Annotated in this window: 13 protein-coding genes; 6 read left to right on the top strand and 7 right to left on the bottom strand. The window is 69.3% G+C overall.

The features are described 5' to 3' along the window. Window positions 1–229: 229 nt before the first annotated feature. Window positions 230–3,376 (bottom strand): isoleucine--tRNA ligase, encoded by a 3,147-nt coding sequence (gene ileS, locus ACWGO0_RS35850; protein WP_453544433.1) that lies wholly within the window; start codon window positions 3,374–3,376, stop codon window positions 230–232. A 570-nt stretch (window positions 3,377–3,946) separates the two neighbouring features. On the opposite strand from ileS, the gene ACWGO0_RS35845 reads away from it, so the two are divergent. From ACWGO0_RS35845 to ACWGO0_RS35830, 4 genes are read left to right on the top strand one after another with little or no spacing between them, the layout of a single operon-like run. Beyond that, window positions 3,947–4,717 (top strand): TraR/DksA family transcriptional regulator, encoded by a 771-nt coding sequence (locus tag ACWGO0_RS35845; RefSeq protein ID WP_453544431.1) that lies wholly within the window; start codon window positions 3,947–3,949, stop codon window positions 4,715–4,717. Between the two features lie 58 nt (window positions 4,718–4,775). After that, the gene (gene lspA, locus ACWGO0_RS35840) at window positions 4,776–5,387 is read left to right on the top strand and encodes a signal peptidase II (RefSeq protein ID WP_453544429.1); all 612 of its coding nucleotides are present in this window, start codon (window positions 4,776–4,778) and stop codon (window positions 5,385–5,387) included. Window positions 5,388–5,410: 23 nt separating this feature from the next. After that, a complete protein-coding gene (locus ACWGO0_RS35835) occupies window positions 5,411–6,352 on the top strand; it encodes an RluA family pseudouridine synthase (RefSeq protein WP_453544427.1) in 942 nt (313 codons plus the stop codon). Beyond that, window positions 6,349–6,825 (top strand): GNAT family N-acetyltransferase, encoded by a 477-nt coding sequence (locus tag ACWGO0_RS35830; RefSeq protein ID WP_453544425.1) that lies wholly within the window; start codon window positions 6,349–6,351, stop codon window positions 6,823–6,825. The genes ACWGO0_RS35835 and ACWGO0_RS35830 overlap by 4 nt, the downstream gene beginning before the upstream one ends. 19 nt (window positions 6,826–6,844) lie before the next feature. Here the strand turns inward: ACWGO0_RS35830 and ACWGO0_RS35825 are convergent, their stop codons facing one another. Continuing rightward, window positions 6,845–7,981 (bottom strand): mechanosensitive ion channel family protein, encoded by a 1,137-nt coding sequence (locus ACWGO0_RS35825; RefSeq protein WP_453544435.1) that lies wholly within the window; start codon window positions 7,979–7,981, stop codon window positions 6,845–6,847. Between the two features lie 45 nt (window positions 7,982–8,026). On the opposite strand from ACWGO0_RS35825, the gene ACWGO0_RS35820 reads away from it, so the two are divergent. Further along, window positions 8,027–8,596, top strand: a complete 570-nt coding sequence (locus ACWGO0_RS35820; protein ID WP_453544423.1) for a dienelactone hydrolase family protein — start codon at window positions 8,027–8,029, stop codon at window positions 8,594–8,596. Window positions 8,597–8,666: 70 nt separating this feature from the next. Here ACWGO0_RS35820 and ACWGO0_RS35815 read toward each other — a convergent pair whose 3' ends face one another. The 5 genes from ACWGO0_RS35815 to ACWGO0_RS35795 form a co-directional block, all read right to left on the bottom strand. Next, a complete protein-coding gene (locus ACWGO0_RS35815) occupies window positions 8,667–9,656 on the bottom strand; it encodes a zinc metalloprotease (protein ID WP_453544421.1) in 990 nt (329 codons plus the stop codon). Between the two features lie 285 nt (window positions 9,657–9,941). Next, the gene (locus ACWGO0_RS35810) at window positions 9,942–11,591 is read right to left on the bottom strand and encodes an alkaline phosphatase D family protein (RefSeq protein ID WP_453544419.1); all 1,650 of its coding nucleotides are present in this window, start codon (window positions 11,589–11,591) and stop codon (window positions 9,942–9,944) included. A 156-nt stretch (window positions 11,592–11,747) separates the two neighbouring features. Beyond that, entirely contained in the window at window positions 11,748–12,563 is an 816-nt protein-coding gene (locus tag ACWGO0_RS35805) for a DsbA family protein (RefSeq protein WP_453544417.1), read from the bottom strand. 49 nt (window positions 12,564–12,612) lie between these two features. Then, complete coding sequence (locus tag ACWGO0_RS35800) at window positions 12,613–13,299, bottom strand: hypothetical protein (protein WP_453544415.1); 687 nt, start codon at window positions 13,297–13,299, stop codon at window positions 12,613–12,615. 82 nt (window positions 13,300–13,381) lie between these two features. After that, entirely contained in the window at window positions 13,382–14,707 is a 1,326-nt protein-coding gene (locus tag ACWGO0_RS35795) for a DUF2252 domain-containing protein (RefSeq protein WP_453544413.1), read from the bottom strand. Between the two features lie 170 nt (window positions 14,708–14,877). Here ACWGO0_RS35795 and dnaE point away from each other — a divergent pair, with 170 nt between their 5' ends. Next, window positions 14,878–18,417, top strand: a complete 3,540-nt coding sequence (gene dnaE, locus ACWGO0_RS35790; RefSeq protein WP_453544411.1) for a DNA polymerase III subunit alpha — start codon at window positions 14,878–14,880, stop codon at window positions 18,415–18,417. Window positions 18,418–18,501: the final 84 nt, after the last annotated feature.

Here is an 18,501-nt window from a genome sequence, read left to right as displayed (position 1 = left end):
GCCCGGCCCTTTGCCGTGGGCGTGGGCGTGGGCGGGTGCGGGGCTGGGTGGACGGGTGCGGGGTGGGGCGCCTGCGGCGGGCTGTTCCCCCTACCCGCCCCTTCCCGAACCTGGGGCTCCGCCCCAGACCCCGCGCCTTAAACGCCGGCGAGCTGGAGCGCCGACGGCCCGGCCGGAATGCCGAAGGCCCGGCCGGAGTCGCTCCGGCCGGGCCTTCGGGTGGCGCTCGCTACTGCTGCTTGCGGAGGCGGAACGTGAGGGACAGGCCCTCGTCCTCGAACGGGGTGCCGTACGTGTCGTCCGCCTCGCCCTGGGCGTAGTCCAGGGCCAGTACCTCGTCCGCGATCAGCGGCGTGTGCTCGGTCAGGGCCTCGACCGTGGCCGGGGACGTGGACGTCCAGCGGACCGCGATCCGGTCGGCCACGTCCAGGCCGCTGTTCTTGCGGGCCTCCTGGATCAGGCGGATCGCGTCACGGGCCAGGCCCGCGCGGCGGAGTTCCGGAGTGATCTCCAGGTCGAGGGCGACCGTCGCGCCCGAGTCGGAGGCGACGGACCAGCCCTCGCGCGGCGTCTCCGTGATGATGACCTCATCGGGGGAGAGCGTGACCGTCTCGCCGTCCACCTCGACCGAGGCCGTGCCCTCGCGCAGAGCCAGGGAGAGCGCCGCGGCGTCCGTGTCCGCGACGGCCTTGGCCACCGCCTGGACGCCCTTGCCGAACCGCTTGCCCAGCGCGCGGAAGTTCGCCTTCGCCGTCGTGTCGACCAGCGAGCCGCCGACCTCCGAGAGGGAGGCCAGGGAGGAGACGTTCAGCTCCTCCGTGATCTGGGCGTGCAGGTCGGGGGAGAGTGCGTCGAAGCCCGAGGCCGCGACCAGGGCCCTGGACAGCGGCTGGCGGGTCTTGACGCCCGACTCGGCGCGCGTCGCGCGGCCGAGCTCGACCAGGCGGCGCACCAGCGCCATCTGCGTGGAGAGTGCCGGGTCGATGGCGGAGAGGTCCGCCTTCGGCCAGGTGGAGAGGTGGACGGACTCCGGGGCGTCCGGCGTGACCGGGGCCACCAGGTCCTGCCAGACCCGCTCGGTGATGAACGGGGTCAGCGGGGCCATCAGCCGGGTCACCGTCTCGATGACCTCGTGCAGGGTGCGCAGCGCGGCCTTGTCGCCCTGCCAGAAGCGGCGGCGGGAGCGGCGCACGTACCAGTTGGACAGGTCGTCGACGAACGCCGAGAGGAGCTTGCCGGCGCGCTGGGTGTCGTAACTCTCCAGTGCCTGCGTCATCTGGTCGACCAGGGCGTGGAGTTCGCTGAGGAGCCAGCGGTCCAGGACCGTGCGGTCCGCCGGGGCCGGGTCGGCCTCGGACGGTGCCCAGTCGGACGTGCGGGCGTACAGGGCCTGGAAGGCGACCGTGTTCCAGTAGGTGAGGAGTGTCTTGCGGACGACCTCCTGGATCGTGCCGTGGCCGACCCGTCGCGCGGCCCACGGCGAGCCGCCCGCCGCCATGAACCACCGCACCGCGTCGGCGCCGTGCTGGTCCATGAGCGGGATCGGCTGGAGGATGTTCCCCAGGTGCTTGGACATCTTGCGGCCGTCCTCGGCGAGGATGTGGCCCAGGCAGACCACGTTCTCGTAACTCGACTTGTCGAAGACGAGCGTGCCGACCGCCATCAGCGTGTAGAACCAGCCGCGTGTCTGGTCGATGGCCTCCGAGATGAACTGCGCCGGGTAGCGGCTCTCGAAGATCTCCTTGTTCTGGTACGGGTAGCCCCACTGCGCGAACGGCATCGAACCCGAGTCGTACCAGGCGTCGATGACCTCCGGGACGCGGTACGCCTCCAGTTGGCAGTTCTCGTGTGTGCACGTGAACGTGATCTCGTCGATGAACGGGCGGTGCGGGTCCAGGCCGGACTGGTCGGCGCCGGTCAGCTCGGTGAGTTCGGCGCGTGAGCCGACGCACGTGAGGTGGTTGTCCTCGCAGCGCCAGATGGGCAGCGGCGTACCCCAGTAGCGGTTGCGGGACAGCGCCCAGTCGACGTTGTTGTTCAGCCAGTCGCCGAAGCGGCCCGTCTTGACCGAGTCCGGGAACCAGTTGGTCTTCTCGTTCTCTTCGAGGAGCCGGTCCTTGACGGCCGTCGTGCGGATGTACCAGGACGGCTGCGCGTAGTAGAGCAGCGCGGTGTGGCAGCGCCAGCAGTGCGGGTAGCTGTGCTCGTACGGGACATGGCGGAAGAGCTTCCCGCGGGCGTCCAGGTCCGCGGTGAGCGTCTCGTCGGCCTTCTTGAAGAAGACGCCGCCGATCAGCGGCAGGTCCTCCTCGAAGGTGCCGTCGGGGCGGACCGGGTTTACGACCGGGAGGCCGTAGGAGCGGCAGACGACGAGGTCGTCGGCGCCGAAGGCGGGGGACTGGTGGACCAGACCCGTACCGTCCTCGGTCGTGACGTACTCGGCGTTCACGACGTAGTGCGCGGGGGCGGGGAAGTCCACCAGGGCGAACGGGCGCTCGTACGTCCAGCGCTCCATCTCGTGGCCGGTGAAGGACTGGCCTGTGGGCTCCCAGCCCTCGCCGAGCGCCTTCTCCAGCAGCGGCTCCGCGACGACGAGCTTCTCCTCGCCGTTCGTCGCGACGACGTACCGGACGTCGGGGTGCGCGGCGACGGCGGTGTTGGAGACCAGCGTCCAGGGGGTGGTCGTCCAGACCAGGAGGGCGGCCTCGCCGGCCAGCGGGCCGCTGGTCAGCGGGAAGCGGACGAAGACGGAGGGGTCGACGACCGTCTCGTACCCCTGGGCCAGCTCGTGGTCGGAGAGGCCGGTGCCGCAGCGGGGGCACCAGGGGGCCACCCGGTGGTCCTGCACCAGGAGGTCCTTCTTGAAGATCTCCTTGAGCGACCACCACACGGAGTCGACGTACTGCGGGTCCATCGTGCGGTACGCGTCGTCGAGGTCGACCCAATAACCCATGCGGGTCGTGAGCTCGGTGAACGCGTCGGTGTGGCGGGTCACGGACTCACGGCACTTTGCGTTGAACTCGGCGATGCCGAACGCCTCGATGTCCTTCTTGCCGTTGAAGCCCAGCTCCTTCTCGACCGCGAGCTCGACCGGCAGGCCGTGGCAGTCCCAGCCGGCCTTTCGGCCGACGTGGTAGCCCTGCATGGTGCGGAAGCGCGGGAAGACGTCCTTGAAGACGCGGGCCTCGATGTGGTGCGCCCCGGGCATGCCGTTGGCGGTCGGCGGGCCCTCGTAGAAGACCCACTCGGGGCGGCCCTCGGACTGTTCGAGGCTCTTGGCGAAGACCTTGTTGTCGCGCCAGAAGTCGAGCACTGCGTGCTCCAGCGCGGGCAGGTCGACCTGGGCGGGTACCTGGCGGTACTGCGGCGATGTCATGGGCGGGCTTCCTCCGGCGGACGTGTTCCACTTCCGTCGGAGGGACGAGAACCCTGCGGTTCCCGCGGTACCACCCTCCTTGGCCCCGGGCGTGGCGTCGCCCTTGGCCCCCTCATTGGGGTCGCGATGCCGGGTCTACTGGCCTTGCGCCCGTGGGCGGAGCCCACTGTCCAAAGCTTTCTTCCGACGGCTCCGGGGTGATCTTCACGACGCGCTCGCCCCCCGGGCTTTCACCGTCCCCGGGTCGCTACTGGCTGCGTACGAAGCTACTCGTCCCATCCACGCCTCTCGCTGCGGCCAGTGTACGGGCCCGTACGGCCGACGGCCGACCGGTTTAACCGTGGGGCGGGGCGTGACCCGAATGGCCAGACGGGGGCCGACGGAGTGCCGGCATGCCCCCGAGGGCGGATTACCGGGCGGGGAGCTGGGAACAACGGAGGCAAGCGCGCGGTGACCCGGGTACGGGGAGGGGCGAACGGGCGGCGTGCCCCGTTGCCGCGGGGCTGGGGTCGATTTATCGTCCCAGCACGATTCGCGAGCAAGATCACAATGTGTGAAGGGGCCGCGGCCATGGTGGCGAAGAAGACCGCCGTATCGAGAACGGCGTCAGCGAGATCCACGGTGGCGGCAGCCGCGGAGACGACGGAGCAGACACCGGAGACGGGGCCGGAACCGGGCGGGCAGGCACCGGCCGCGAAGACCACGAAGAAGGCAGCGAAGAAGACCGCGAAGAAGGCGGCGAAGAAGGCAGTGAAGAAGACCGCGGCGAAGAAGGCCGCTGCCGGCAAGCCACCCGCCAAGAAGGCGGCGGCGATGGAGGCGGCCGAGGCCGCCGAGCAGACGGGAGCCCACAGGGTGGTAGCCAAGAAGAGCGCGAGCCGGGCCACGGCGACTGCCGGGAAGGGCGCGGCAGGGGTCCCCCAGGCCCGTGTCGCGACGGCGCCCGGGGAACTGGCGGTACGGCCTGGTGAGGACCCCTGGACGTCCGAGGAGGTCGACGAGGCGCGGGCAGGGCTGTCCAGCGAGGTCATGCGGCTGCGCAGCGAGCTGGAGGCGTCCGGCGCCGCGCTCGCCGGACTGATGCGGGACTCCGGTGACGGAGCGGGCGATGACGACGCCGACACGGGCACCAAGAACATCACCCGCGAGCACGAGCTCTCCCTCGCGGCCAACGCCCAGGAGATGCTGGAGCAGAGCGAGCGCGCCCTCGCCCGGCTCGACGCGGGGACGTACGGACTGTGCGAGGTCTGCGGGAAGCCGATCGGCAAGGCCCGGATGCAGGCGTTCCCCCGGGCCACGCTCTGCGTCGAGGACAAACAGAAGCAGGAGCGGCGCGGCTGAACGGCTGGGGTGTGTCGTACCCTCGTCCTCAGTCAGGCACCTAGGTTGAGGGACTCACGTGGCAGAGGCGGAGCGCATCATCGATACGCCGGATATCCCTGATGCTGAGGGCACGGCAGCAGCGGGCGGTTCTTCGGAGGACCAGGGCACAGCCGCCGACGACACCGGCACGGCCGGCGGCAAGGGCAAGCGGAAGCTCCTCGTGCTCTTCGGTGTGGCCGTCTTCGCCTATCTGCTGGACCTGATCAGCAAGATCATCGTGGTCGCGAAGCTGGAGCACGAGGCGCCCATCGAGATCTTCGGCGACTGGCTGAAGTTCGACGCGATCCGGAACGCGGGGGCCGCGTTCGGCTTCGGCGAGGCCTTCACGATCATCTTCACCTTCATCGCGGCCGCGGTGATCGTGGTGATCGTCCGGCTGGCCCGCAAGCTCTACAGCCTGCCGTGGGCCATCGCACTCGGACTGCTGCTCGGCGGCGCGCTCGGCAACCTCACCGACCGCATCTTCCGCGCCCCGGGTGTCTTCAAGGGTGCGGTGGTCGACTTCATCGCCCCCGCGCACTTCGCCGTCTTCAACCTCGCCGACTCCGCGATCGTCTGCGGCGGAATCCTGATCGTGATCCTTTCCTTCAAGGGCCTGGACCCCGACGGCACCGTGCACAAGGACTAGCGGGCGCAAGGCATACTCGACAGGTGAGTACGCAACCCGAGGTCCGCACCCTGCCCGTACCCGATGGCCTGGAAGGCGAGCGTGTCGACGCCGCCATTTCCCGGATGTTCGGTTTCTCCCGCACCAAGGCCGCAGAGCTGGCCGCCGCCGGGAAGGTACAGGTGGACGGTTCGGTGGCCGGGAAGTCCGAGCGGGTGCACGGTGGCGCCTGGCTTGAGGTCGAGATGCCGCAGGCAGCCGCTCCGGTCCAGATCGTCGCCGAGCCCGTCGAGGGCATGGAGATCGTCCATGACGACGACGACATCGTCGTCATCATGAAGCCGGTCGGCGTGGCCGCCCACCCGAGCCCGGGCTGGACCGGCACCACGGTCATCGGCGGGCTCGCCGCCGCCGGGTACCGGATCTCGACGTCCGGCGCCGCCGAGCGCCAGGGCATCGTGCACCGGCTGGACGTCGGTACGTCCGGGCTGATGGTCGTCGCCAAGTCGGAGCGGGCCTACACCCTGCTCAAGGCGCAGTTCCGCGACCGCATCGTCGACAAGAAGTACCACGCGCTCGTCCAGGGCCACCCGGACCCGATGAGCGGCACCATCGACGCCCCCATCGGGCGCCACCCCAACCACGACTACAAGTGGGCGGTCACGGCCGAGGGCAAGCCCTCCGTCACGCACTACGACCTCATCGAGGCCTACCGCGCCGCGAGCCTGCTCGACATCAAGCTGGAGACGGGCCGCACCCACCAGATCCGGGTGCACATGGCCGCCCACCGCCACCCCTGCGTCGGCGACCTCACCTACGGTGCCGACCCGACGATGGGCAAGCGTCTCGGCCTGACCCGGCAGTGGCTGCACGCCGTGCGCCTGGGCTTCGAGCACCCTTCCAACGGCAGCTGGGTCGAGTTCGCCAGCACCTACCCGGAGGACCTCCAGCAGGCCCTCGACAAGATCGCGGCAGAGAGCGAATGACCGGCTCGCCCGCCCCGTACAGCACGCGCAGGGCTCTCGACGAGACCGACCTCGCGTCCTGCTTCCAGGTCCGCAAGGACGTCTTCGTGGGCGAGCAGCAGGTGCCCGAGGAGATCGAGTACGACTCCCTCGACGCCACCGCGGTCCATGTACTCGCGGTTGCCGCCGACGGCTCCGCACTCGGTACGGGACGGCTGCTGCACGGCGCCGAGGCGGGGGACAGGACCGGTGGCGACCTCACCGTCGGCTCACTGGGCCGGCTCGCGGTGACCCGGGCCGCGCGCGGTCTCGGCGTCGGTGCGGCCCTGGTCCGCGCCATCGAGGACGAGGCGCGCACGCTCGGCCTGGCCGCCGTCGACCTGCACGCCCAGACCCACGCGCTCGGTTTCTACGAGCGGCTCGGGTACGCGGCGTACGGCCCCGAGTTCCCCGACGCCGGGATCGCCCACCGGTCGATGCGCCGCGCTCTCTGACCGAGGCAGCGGCCAGGCATCAGCCCCGGCCGGTACGCGGGGCCTTGCTCCCGCCCACCGACTCCGCGCCCGAGTCCCAGCCGTCCAGCGGGCCCGGCGCCGGCCACTGCTCGCCGGGCGGCAGCACCGCGGGCGAGGTCGCGATCCGCGGCAGCGCGTACGGATGGTGGTCGCGCAGCCAGGTGACGAGCTGTTCCCGTACGGCACAGCGCACCGTCCAGATGTCGTCCGCGTCCTTCGCGGTGACCACCGCGCGTACCTCGATCGTCGACGGGGTGGTGTCCGTGACGGCCAGCGACCAGTCCCGGCCGTCCCAGGCCGCGCACTCGCCGAGAACGGCGCGCAGCTGCTCGCGCATCGCGGCGACGGGCGCCGAGTGGTCGAGGTGGAAGAAGACGGTGCCGGTCATCTGCACCCCGCCGCGCGACCAGTTCTCGAACGGCTTGCTCGTGAAGTACGACACAGGCATCGTGATCCGGCGCTCGTCCCAGGTCCGCACGGCCAGGAACGTCAGCGTGATCTCCTCGACGGTGCCCCACTCGCCGTCGACCACCACCGTGTCGCCGATCCGCACCATGTCCCCGAAGGCGATCTGCAGCCCGGCGAAGAGGTTACCCAGGGTCGACTGGGCGGCGACGCCCGCGACGATGCCCAGCACACCGGCGGAGGCGAGCAACGACGTGCCGACCGTCCGCATCGCGGGGAACGTCAGCAGCATCGCCGCGATCGCGACGGTCGCCACGACGGCGATGACCACCCGCTGGATCAGCGTCACCTGCGTACGGACCCGGCGCACCCTGGCCGGGTCGCGGGTGGCCGCCGCGTAGCGGGTGTACGAGGCCTCGACGATCGTCGCCGCGACCCGTACCACCAGCCAGGCCGATGCCCCGATCAGCACCAGGGTGAGGGTCTGGCCGATCGCGGCCCGGTGCTCCCGCACGATGTCGAGCCGGGTCTGGGTGAAGCTGGCGCCCAGCAGGGCCGTGCAGATCACCAGCTGCAGCGGAAGGCGGCAGCGGCGCAGCAGACCCCACAGGGGAGTCTCCTGGTGCCTGCTGTCGGCGCGCCGGAGCAGCAGATCCACCAGCCAGCCGACCAGCAACGTGATCACCAGCGAACCGCCGACAACGATCAGCGGGCGCAGTACGTTCTCCATCCCCTGGTCCTCCAAGCTCTGGGGCACAGCTGGCACCATGGCCTCATGAACATCATGCTTTTCCACTCGACGTATGGGCTGCGGCCCGCGGTGCACGCGGCTGCGGACCGGCTGCGGTCCGCCGGGCACGAGGTGCGTGTGCCCGATCTCTTCGAGGGACACACCTTCGATTCCGTCGAGGAGGGCATGGCCTTCAAGGAGCAGGTCGGCAAGGACGAGCTGCTGCGCCGCGCCGTGCTGGCCGCCGCGCCCTACTCCGACCAGGGACTCGTGTACGCGGGCTTCTCCTTCGGCGCGTCCACCGCGCAGACCCTCGCACTCGGCGACGCGAAGGCGCGCGGGCTGCTGCTGTTCCACGGCACGTCGGACATCGCGGAGAACGCGTCGGTGGACGAGCTGCCCGTACAGCTGCATGTCGCCGATCCCGATCCGTTCGAGTCGCACGACTGGCTGAATTCCTGGTATCTCCAGATGCAGCGCACCGGGGCCGATGTCGAGGTCTACCGCTACCCGGGGGCGGGCCATCTGTTCACCGACCCGGAGCTGCACGACTACGACGAGGCGGCGGCCGAGCAGACCTGGAAGGTCGCGCTCGGGTTCCTGGCCACGCTCTGACGGTTCGTACGGACACGGCGAGGGCCCCGCGCGGGTGCGCGGGGCCCTCGTTGCGTGAGGTGCCGGGCGGTCAGGCGCGGTAGGCGGTCCAGTACTCGTTCATGCGCGACACCTGGCCCGTCGTGAACTGCGTCATGCAGGCGTCGTAGGTGTAGTCCATGAAGTTGTGGATCGGGTCGACGCCGGTCTTGCTGGCGCAGCTGTCACGGCCGGTCGGGCACTGGTACGCCGGGCTCTTTTCGGCCGGGGTGTCGGTGACGTAGTCGCCGTTCCCGTTACAGCCGCCCTGGAAGGTGTGGTAGAGCCCCAGCCAGTGGCCGACCTCGTGGGTGGCGGTGTCGCCCTCGTCGTAGTTGGCGGCGGTGCCGCCCGGCAGCGAGTCGTCGAGGACGACCACGCCGTCCATGGACGGGCTGGAGTTGTACGAGCTCGGGAAGGTCGCCCAGCCGAGCAGGCCGCCGCTGAGGTTGGCGGTGTAGAAGTTGAGGGCGTCGGGTCCGCCCTGGCGGAGCGCGCTCTTCATGTTCTTCTCGGCCGTGGAGCCGGAAGCCAGGTTGTACCAGGTGGCGTTGTCCGTGTAGTCCGTGCCGGCCAGCGTGAAGCGGAAGCCGGAGTCGGTGTTGCCGCTTCCCTGGCCGCTGTAGGCGGCGTTGAGGACGTTGAGCTGGTTGTTGATGTCGGTCGCGCTGAGCTTCCCGGTCGTCCCGGAGTGGATGACGTGGAAGTAGACCGGGATGGTCGCCCCGGCCGCGAGAGCCTGGCCGTTGACGCGGCGGTCCGCCAGTCTCTTCTGGAGATCCGCGTCCATGGCCTTGGCCTTGGCCGCGCTCACCTCGTTGGGCTCGGCGGCGTGGTCGGACCCGCCGGGGTGGGCCTCACGGGCGGTCGCGCTCGCACCGGAGGTCTCGTCGCACTCCTCGGCGGACAGGGCCGTCGAGGGTGCGGCCACGGCGCTGCCGGGCGCGGCGGAGAGTGGAGCCAGTGCCAGAGTTCCGGCCAGTACGGCTGTGCTCAGGGCGTGACGGCGCAGGCGGGGCGATATGCGAACAAGAGCGCGCACAGTGACTCCTAGCGGACATGTGGGGGAGGGACTTCCTCACCCGCCGCCGGGAGATTACGTGGCCATGTCAGGTCTTGAAGAGAATTGATCAGGCCCAATCATTTGTGGCGCGTACGGGGGCAATGGGGAAAAATTCTGCGGTCCGTACCAAGGTTTGAGACAAGTACGTAACGTGCGGAGTTACCTCGGCGGGTGGTGTGTCCGCATTCGGTCTGCGGACGGCACCACCCGCCGTCACGATGTGACCCACTCTTAACAAGGAGCAGGATGGCTTGAATTGATCGGTCAGCGCACCGGGCGGTCGGCCCGCTCGATCTTCTGCGTGCCGCTGAGCGTCCGGTAGGAGCGGACCCAGGACGTGGTGGCGTCCTGCCGCGTCTTGTCGGAGATCGCGTAGTAGTCCATCTGCGAGCGCTCGGCGGTCACATCGAGGACCCCGTAGCCGTGCGAGTCCAGATCGACCCACTTCACATGGCGGTTGGCGGCCTTGACCGCAGCCGCCGCGACCAGCGAGACCGTCTGCGGCGCGACCCGCAGGACGTCGTCCAGGTTGTCCGAGGTCACCGACGTCACGACGAACTCCGTGGCTGCCGAGGCCGACAGCGGATACGTCGCCGCCTTCACCGGTACGTCGTTGGCCCACGCCATATGGATGTCGCCGGTCAGGAACACCGTGTTCCTGATCGCCCGGTCCCGCAGATGCGCGATCAGTTCCCTGCGGTCGTCGGTGTAGCCGTCCCACTGGTCCACGTTGACGGCCAGGCCCTCACCGGGCAGCCCGAGCAACTCCGCGAGCGGCGCCAGCAGATGGGCCGGCAGCGCGCCGAACGCGACCGGCGAGATCATCACCGAGGTGCCGACCAGCTGCCAGGCGGCGTCCGATCCGGCGAGGCCCGACTTCAGCCAGTCCAGCTGCGCCCGGCCGGTGACGGTGCGCTCCGGGTCGTCCACCGCGCCGTTGCCGACGGACGACTGCTCGGAGCGGAAGCTGCGCAGATCGAGCAGATGCAGATCGGCGAGCGCGCCGAAGCGCAGCCGCCGGTAGACGGTGCCCTCCGTGGAGGCGCGGACCGGCATCCACTCGAAGTACGCCTGCTTCGCCGCCGCCACCCGGGCGGCCCAGGAACCCTCGGACCCGGGCGTGTGGTTCTCGGCGCCGCCCGTCCAGGCGTCGTTGGCGAACTCGTGGTCGTCCCAGATCGCGATGACCGGGTGGGTGGCGTGCAGGGAGCGGAGATCGGGGTCCGTCTTGTAGTTCCCGTGCCGGGTGCGGTAGTCGGCGAGGGTGAGGATCTCGTGAGCGGGCTCGTGGCGGCGTACGCCGTCGGCCGCCGCCGGGTAGGCGCCCGACGCGTACTCGTATATGTAGTCGCCGAGATGCAGCACCGCGTCGAGGTCGGCGCGGGCGGCGAGATGGCGGTACGAGGAGAACCAGCCGGACTCCCAGTTGGCGCACGACACCACGCCGAACCGCACACCGGGGACGGCCGCACCGGCGGCGGGCGCCGTACGGGTGCGGCCGACGGGGGAGAGGACCGGGTCGCCCTCGCCCGCCGCGAAGCGGAAGAAGTACGCGGTGGCCGGCCGCAGCCCGCGTACATCGGCCTTGACGGTGTGGTCGGAAGCGGCGCCCGCGACGACCGTGCCCTGGGCGGCGATCCGGGTGAAGGCCGCGTCCTCGGCGATCTCCCAGCGCACGGCGGTATCGGCGCCGCGGCCCGAACCGGGCACCGCGTCCGCCTGCGGGGTGACGCGGGTCCACAGCAGGACACCGTCGGGCAGCGGGTCACCGGAGGCGACCCCGTGCAGGAAGGCCGGGGCCCCGGCGGCCCTGGCGGTGGTCGCGGTGGCGAGTACGGGGGCGGCGACCGCGGTGGCGGCGGCGGCCCTGACCACCGTGCGGCGGGTGGGCGAGGAAAGGTGTCGACTGGTCACGGTCGATCACCCTACTGAGCGGTACGGCGTCCTGGCGGCCGAACAGGCGGGCGAACAAAGGAAGTTCGCCCGCCTGTCGGGAAACCGCCGTCCGGAATTACGTCCCGGACGTCTGACGCTCCGCGCGTGTTCCGGCTAGGGCCCGCTGGACGGGCCCTACGCCTTGAGCGCCTTGGTGATCGCGGCGTTGAACTCTTCCACCGTCATCGGTGCGTTCTTGCTGCCCTCGGCGGTGACGGTCTTGCCGTCCATCTTCAGCGTCGGTGTGCCCTCGACGCCGCTCTTGTCGAAGGCCGCGGACATCTTCATCGCCCAGGCGTCGTACGTGCCGCCCTCGACGTCCTTCTCGAAGGCCGCGTTGCCCTTCAGCGCGTCCACCGAGTTCGCCACCTCGATCAGGAAGCTGTCCTTGGCGAACTTGTCCTCGGTCTCCTGCGGGTGGTACTTCGCCGAGTAGAGCGCGGCCTTGTAGTCCATGAAGGCCTCGGGGCTGACGTTGAGCGCCGCACCCAGCGCGCTCAGGGCGTTCTTCGAGCCCTCGCCGTTGTCGGAGTTGTCGATGAAGGTCGCACCGACGTACTTGACCTTGTACTTGCCGGCGTCGACGTCCTTCGCCACGGTCTCGCCGACCGTCTGCTCGAAGGTGGCGCAGATCGGGCAGCGCGAGTCCTCGTACAGCTCCAGGGTCTTCTTGGCGGTCGACTTGCCGACGACGACCGTCGTGCCGTCGTCACCGGAGGTGTTCTTCGGCGCGGTGACGTTCTTCGCGTCAGCGGCGGCCTCCCAGGCGGAGGGCTTGTTCAGCTGCATCACGCCGTAACTGACGCCGCCCGCGATCGCCAGCACGGCGACCACCGAGACACCCACGACGATCTGCTTGCGTGCCTTGTCCTTCTTGGCCTGGCGCTCGCGCTCGGCGCGCAGTCGATCGCGGGCCGCCGCCTTGTTCGCCTGGGTGTTGCGCTTGCTCATGGTGGTTCTCCGTGTGTGCGTGGTGACGTGTGTGGGGGACGTGCCGTGCTCAGGCGAACGCCGGGCGCGGTGGTCCCCTCCGTCCCACGGAGTGCCCCAGGAGCCGGGCCGGGTGGAGCGGGTGCGGGTGCCCCGAGGGGAGCGCGTCGCGCCGTACGGGGCGGCGTGCGGCGCTCACCGCGGCGACGGCGACCAGAAGCGGGCGGAACGCGACGGCGGCTGCCGCGCGGAGCAGCCCCGCGAGCGCGGACTCGCCGCGGCTCAGCCAGGCCGCGGCCAGCAGGCCCACGGTCACATGGGCGGCGAGCAGCAGCCACGGCACCAGGGGATCGGGCGAGGCCAGCAGGGCCGCTGCACGGTCGCCCGCGCCGGTGGTCACCCCGGCCAGCTGCGCCGCGCCCACCTCGCCGCCGCACAGGACGTCCAGACCCACGGAGCGCAGCGGCCCCGTGACCGGGCCGCCCGCAGCTCCGTAACAGAGGTGCTGTCCGGTGGTGAACACCGTGTCGGCGGCCAGTTCCAGCGGGACGAGCACCCCGGCGATGGCCCCGAAGCCGCGCTCACGGCCGGCCAGCGCGAAGGCCACGGCGAAGACGCCGACGGCCAGCGGCGCGAGCACGGTCAGTGGCAGCGGAACCCGGGAGAGCAGCACATGGGACGCAGCGGACAGGGTCACGACGAGCGCTGTGAAAAGCGCCGCGCGAACCGTCCTGAGCTGCGTCCCTGATACGTCCATCGTCTCGGAGTGTGCCATGTGAACCTGTAGGCGATCCTTAAAATCGCCGGTGGGTGTGGGCAGCCTTACAGGCCGGGGATCCTCACAGGCCGGGGATGCGGCCGTTGCGGAAGAGGTCCACGAAGATCTGGTGATCGGCGCGGGCCCGTGCCCCGTAACTGTGGGCGAAGTCGACGAGCAGTCCGGCGAAGCCCTCCTCGTCGGCAGCGATCGCCGCGTCGATCGCCCGCTCCGTGGAGAACGGCACCAGGGAGTGCCCGCTCTCGTCGTCCGCGGCCGAGTGCATCGTCGCCGTGGCCCGGCCGAGGTCGGCGACGACCGCCGCGATCTCCTCCGGCTCGTCGATGTCGGACCAGTCCAGGTCCACCGCGTACGGCGAGACCTCGGCTACGAGCTGTCCCGCGCCGTCCAGCTCGGTCCAGCCGAGCCACGGGTCGGCGTGCGCCTGGAGGGCGCGCTGCGAGATGACGGTGCGGTGCCCCTCGTGCTGGAAGTACTCCCGCACGGCCGCGTCGGTGATGTGCCGCGAGACCGCCGGGGTCTGCGCCTGCTTGAGGTAGATCACCACATCGTTCTCCAGGGCGTCGCTGTTGCCCTCCAGAAGGATGTTGTACGAGGGCAGCCCGGCCGAGCCGATACCGATGCCGCGCCGGCCCACGACGTCCTTCACCCGGTAGGAGTCGGGGCGGGTAAGGCTGGACTCGGGCAGCGTCTCCAGATAGCCGTCGAACGCGGCGAGCACCTTGTAGCGGGTCGCCGCGTCCAGGTCGATCGCACCGCCGTCGGCGGCGAACCGGCGCTCGAAGTCCCGGATCTCCGTCATCGAGTCCAGCAGCGAGAACCTGGTCAGCGAGCGGGCGTCGCGCAGCGCGTCCAGCAGCGGGCCCTCGGCGGTGTCGAGCGTGAAGGGCGGCACCTCGTCATTCTTCGCACCCGTCGCCAGGGCGTGGATGCGCTCACGGTAGGCGGCGGCGTAGACCCGGACGAGCTCGGTGATCTGGTCGTCGCTCAGCGCCTTCGCGTAACCGATCAGGGCGACAGAGGCGGCGAAGCGCTTGAGGTCCCAGGTGAAGGGGCCGACGTACGCCTCGTCGAAGTCGTTGACGTTGAAGACCAGCCGCCCGTTGGCGTCCATGTAGGTGCCGAAGTTCTCCGCGTGGAGATCGCCGTGGATCCACACCCGGCCGGTGCGCTCGTCCACATACGGGCCGGTGTGCTGCACCCGCCCCAGGTCGTCGTAGAACAGGCACGCCGTGCCCCGGTAGAACGCGAAGGCCGAGCCCGCCATCTTCCGGAACTTGACCCGGAAGGCGGCCGGGTCGGCGGCCAGCAGCTCACCGAAGGCGGTGTCGAAAACGTTGAGAATCTGCTCCCCGCGCTGCGCTGCGCCGGTCTGCGTTTCCGACATCTCTTGGTGCCTCCTGCTGCATGGCGTTCATGACAAATGGGACGGGCGTCTCCGCCCTCTTCAACGCGCGACCGTACCCGGGAGTGCCCCTCGGTTGTCAGTCCGGAGACGTAGACTTCCACGCTGTCCCCCCAACCCGTCATTGCACGTTCTCCCGGAGGCCCAGCGCCGTGACCAAGCCGCCCTTCACGCACCTTCACGTCCACACCCAGTACTCGCTGCTGGACGGTGCCGCGCGGCTCAAGGACATGTTCGAGGCGTGCAATGAGATGGGCATGTCGCACATCGCGATGACGGACCACGGCAACCTGCACGGTGCGTACGACTTCTTCCATTCGGCGAAGAAGGCGGGTGTGACACCGATCATCGGGATCGAGGCGTACGTCGCGCCCGAGTCGCGCAAGCACAAGCGGAAGGTCCAGTGGGGACAGCCGCACCAGAAGCGCGACGACGTGTCCGGTTCGGGTGGTTATACGCACAAGACGATCTGGGCGTCGAACAGCACCGGGCTGCACAACCTCTTCCGGCTCTCCTCCGACGCGTACGCCGAGGGCTGGCTCCAGAAGTGGCCCCGCATGGACAAGGAGACCATCTCCCAGTGGTCCGAGGGGCTGATCGCGTCCACCGGATGCCCCTCCGGTGAGGTGCAGACCCGTCTGCGGCTCGGCCAGTTCGACGAGGCGGTGCAGGCGGCCTCGGACTACAAGGACATCTTCGGCGAGGGCAAGTACTTCCTGGAGCTGATGGACCACGGCATCGAGATCGAGCGCCGGGTCCGCGACGGGCTGCTCGAGATCGGCAAGAAGCTCGACATCCCGCCGCTCGTGACGAACGACTCGCACTACACCTACGCCGGCGAGGCCACGGCGCACGACGCGCTGCTCTGCATCCAGACCGGCAAGAACCTCTCGGACCCGGACCGCTTCCGCTTCGACGGCACCGGCTACTACCTCAAGACCACCGACGAGATGTACGGCGTCGACTCCTCCGACGCCTGGCAGCAGGGCTGCGCCAACACCCTCCTGGTCGCCCAGCAGATCGACACCGCCGGCATGTTCGAGGCGAAGAACCTCATGCCGAAGTTCGAGATCCCCGAGGGGTACACCGAGGTCACCTGGTTCCAGGAAGAGGTCCGGGTCGGCATGAACCGCCGCTTCCCGAACGGAATCCCCGAGGACCGGCAGAAGCAGGTCGAGTACGAGCTGGACATCATCATCCAGATGGGGTTCCCGGGGTACTTCCTGGTCGTCGCCGACTTCATCATGTGGGCCAAGAACCAGGGCATCGCGGTCGGCCCGGGGCGTGGTTCGGCGGCCGGTTCGATCGTCTCGTACGCCATGGGCATCACCGACCTCGACCCGATCGAGCACGGGCTGATCTTCGAGCGGTTCCTGAACCCCGAGCGTGTCTCCATGCCCGACGTCGACATCGACTTCGACGAGCGCCGGCGCGTCGAGGTCATCCGGTACGTGACCGAGAAGTACGGCGCCGACAAGGTCGCCATGATCGGCACGTACGGAAAGATCAAGGCGAAGAACGCGATCAAGGACTCCGCCCGCGTCCTCGGCTATCCGTACGCCATGGGTGACCGGCTCACCAAGGCCATGCCCGCCGACGTCCTCGGCAAGGGCATCGACCTCAACGGCATCACCGACCCCAAGCACCCGCGCTACAGCGAGGCGGGCGAGATCCGGGGGATGTACGAGAACGAGCCGGACGTACGGAAGGTCATCGACACCGCGAAGGGCGTCGAGGGCCTGGTCCGGCAGATGGGTGTGCACGCCGCGGGCGTCATCATGTCCAGCGAGCCGATCGTCGACCACGCCCCGATCTGGGTGCGGCACACCGACGGCGTCACCATCACACAGTGGGACTACCCGCAGTGCGAGTCGCTCGGCCTGCTGAAGATGGACTTCCTCGGCCTGCGGAACCTGACCATCATGGACGACGCCGTCAAGATGGTGGAGGCCAACAAGGGCATCAAGCTCGACCTGCTCTCCCTCCCGCTGGACGACCCCAAGACGTACGAACTGCTCTGCCGCGGTGACACGCTCGGTGTGTTCCAGTTCGACGGCGGCCCGATGCGTTCGCTGCTGCGCCAGATGCAGCCCGACAACTTCGAGGACATTTCCGCGGTCTCGGCCCTGTACCGGCCGGGCCCGATGGGAATGAACTCGCACACGAACTACGCCGAGCGGAAGAACGCCCGCCAGGAGATCACCCCGATCCACCCGGAGCTGGAGGAGCCCCTCAAGGAGGTCCTCGGCCTCACCTACGGCCTGATCGTCTATCAGGAGCAGGTGCAGAAGGCCGCCCAGATCGTCGCCGGGTACTCACTCGGCGAGGCCGACATCCTGCGCCGCGTGATGGGCAAGAAGAAGCCCGAGGAGCTGGCGAAGAACTTCGTCCTCTTCGAGGCGGGCGCCAAGGAGAAGGGCTTCTCCGACGCGGCGATCAAGTCGCTGTGGGACGTCCTGGTCCCCTTCGCCGGATACGCGTTCAACAAGGCGCACTCCTCGGCGTACGGCCTTGTCACCTACTGGACGGCGTACCTCAAGGCGAACTACCCGGCCGAGTACATGGCGGGGCTGCTCACGTCCGTGAAGGACGACAAGGACAAGTCCGCCGTCTATCTCAACGAGTGCCGGCGCATGGGCATCAAGGTGCTGCCGCCCAATGTGAACGAGTCCGTGTCCAACTTCGCCGCCCAGGGCGACGACGTGATCCTCTTCGGCCTGACCGCCATCCGTAACGTCGGCCAGAACGTCGTGGACTCGATCATCAAGACCCGCAAGGCGAAGGGGAAGTACAGCTCCTTCCCCGACTTCCTCGACAAGGTCGAGGCGATCGTCTGCAACAAGCGAACCGTCGAATCGCTCATCAAGGCGGGCGCCTTCGACGAGATGGGCCACACCCGCAAGGGCCTCGTCGCCCACCACGAGCCGATGATCGACAACGTGGTCCAGGTCAAGCGCAAGGAGGCCGAGGGACAGTTCGACCTCTTCGGCGGCATGGGCGAGGAGGAGTCCGACGAGCCCGGCTTCGGGCTCGACGTCGAGTTCTCCGACATCGAGTGGGAGAAGTCCTACCTGCTCGCGCAGGAACGCGAAATGCTCGGCCTGTACGTCTCCGACCACCCGCTCTTCGGTATCGAGCACGTGCTGTCCGACAAGTCCGATGCCGCGATCTCGCAGCTCACCGGCGGCGAGCACTCGGACGGCGCGATCGTCACGATCGGCGGCATCATCTCGGGCCTCCAGCGCAAGATGACCAAGCAGGGCAACGCCTGGGCGATCGCCACCGTCGAGGACCTCGCCGGCTCCATCGAGTGCATGTTCTTCCCGGCCACGTACCAGCTGGTCTCGACCCAGCTCGTGGAGGACACCGTCGTCTTCGTGAAGGGGCGCCTCGACAAGCGCGAGGACGTGCCCCGCCTGGTCGCGATGGAGATGCAGGTCCCCGACGTCTCCTCGGCCGGGACCAACGCCCCGGTCGTGCTGACCATCCCCACGGTCAAGATCACACCGCCGATGGTCAGCCGCCTCGGCGAGGTCCTCAGCCACCACCGGGGCGACACCGAGGTACGGATCAGGCTCCAGGGCCCCCGGAAGACCACCGTGCTCCGGCTCGACCGGCACCGGGTGAAGCCGGACCCGGCACTCTTCGGCGATCTGAAGGTGCTGCTCGGCCCCTCCTGCCTGGCCGGCTGAGTTTTCCGCAGTCGATACGGTCGAAACGGCCGATACGGTCGCGGTCGATACGCGCGAGAGGGGCGCCCCGCAATGCGGGGCGCC

The organism is Streptomyces sp. NPDC055749 (assembly GCF_053617235.1).
This window is presented reverse-complemented; position numbering and strand designations above follow the sequence as displayed.

Excerpts from the sequence above, each read along its gene's own strand:
- ileS (WP_453544433.1), bottom strand. The coding sequence starts at position 3,376 with ATGACATCGCCGCAGTACCGCCAGGTACCCGCCCAGGTCGACCTGCCC.
- ACWGO0_RS35805 (WP_453544417.1), bottom strand. The coding sequence starts at position 12,563 with ATGAGCAAGCGCAACACCCAGGCGAACAAGGCGGCGGCCCGCGATCGA.
- ACWGO0_RS35830 (WP_453544425.1), top strand. The coding sequence starts at position 6,349 with ATGACCGGCTCGCCCGCCCCGTACAGCACGCGCAGGGCTCTCGACGAG.
- ACWGO0_RS35820 (WP_453544423.1), top strand. The coding sequence starts at position 8,027 with ATGAACATCATGCTTTTCCACTCGACGTATGGGCTGCGGCCCGCGGTG.
- ACWGO0_RS35825 (WP_453544435.1), bottom strand. The coding sequence starts at position 7,981 with ATGGAGAACGTACTGCGCCCGCTGATCGTTGTCGGCGGTTCGCTGGTG.
- ACWGO0_RS35845 (WP_453544431.1), top strand. The coding sequence starts at position 3,947 with ATGGTGGCGAAGAAGACCGCCGTATCGAGAACGGCGTCAGCGAGATCC.
- ACWGO0_RS35800 (WP_453544415.1), bottom strand. The coding sequence starts at position 13,299 with ATGGACGTATCAGGGACGCAGCTCAGGACGGTTCGCGCGGCGCTTTTC.
- ACWGO0_RS35795 (WP_453544413.1), bottom strand. The coding sequence starts at position 14,707 with ATGTCGGAAACGCAGACCGGCGCAGCGCAGCGCGGGGAGCAGATTCTC.